We start from the raw sequence: 571 nt of genomic DNA, 5'->3' as shown, positions 1-571 counted from the left end.
GCCGAGGCGAAGCCCGCCGAGGCGCTGAAGACGCAGAACACGCGCGAGGCGCGCGGCGCCAATCGCACGGTCAAGCTCTCCTATAAGGAACAGCGCGAGCTGGATGGCCTGCCCGAGCGCATCAACGCGCTGGAAGCGGAGCAGAAGACGCTGGCCGGCCAGCTGGCGGACGGCGCGCTCTACGCGAACGACCCCGCCCGCGCGGCCCAGTTGGCCAGCCGGCACGACGAGATCGAGATGGAACTGCTGGAGGCGCTCGAGCGCTGGGAAGTGCTCGAGGCAAAGACCAAGGGCGAGGCGCAGTAAGCTAGCCGCTTACCCGCACCACGCCAGCACCATATTGGTGAGGTCGACCATGAACGCCGGCCGCAGGTAGGCCAGGAAGCCAAGCGTCAGCACACCGGCCAGCGCCAGCAGGCCCACCGTCTTTAACAGCTTGGCCTTGAGCCAGGGATGGTGGCGTGCGGCGTCCATGGCTCAGACCGCTATCGGCTGCGGGCGCGTCAGCGCCTGCTCGCGGATCGGCAGGTTGACCAGCGCCGCTACCACCCCCAGCCCGATGGCGATGAAC

At 68.5% G+C, this 571-nt stretch carries 1 protein-coding gene and 1 pseudogene; one reads left to right on the top strand and one right to left on the bottom strand.

Annotated elements, in window-relative coordinates; translation table 11 throughout:
• Positions 1 to 306, top strand: a pseudogene (locus AB4Z35_RS30070) (hypothetical protein); the annotation flags it as partial.
• A gap of 9 nt (positions 307 to 315) precedes the next feature.
• Here AB4Z35_RS30070 and AB4Z35_RS30065 read toward each other — a convergent pair.
• Positions 316 to 474 carry a hypothetical protein gene (locus AB4Z35_RS30065; RefSeq protein ID WP_441590557.1) on the bottom strand — a complete coding sequence of 53 codons (159 nt, stop codon included), beginning with the start codon at positions 472 to 474 and terminating at the stop codon, positions 316 to 318.
• Positions 475 to 571 lie beyond the last annotated feature (97 nt).

It is taken from the genome of Pseudomonas sp. KB_15, assembly GCF_052114525.1.
GTDB lineage: Bacteria > Pseudomonadota > Gammaproteobacteria > Pseudomonadales > Pseudomonadaceae > Aquipseudomonas.
This window is presented reverse-complemented; position numbering and strand designations above follow the sequence as displayed.

Excerpts from the sequence above, each read along its gene's own strand:
- AB4Z35_RS30065 (WP_441590557.1), bottom strand. The coding sequence starts at position 474 with ATGGACGCCGCACGCCACCATCCCTGGCTCAAGGCCAAGCTGTTAAAG.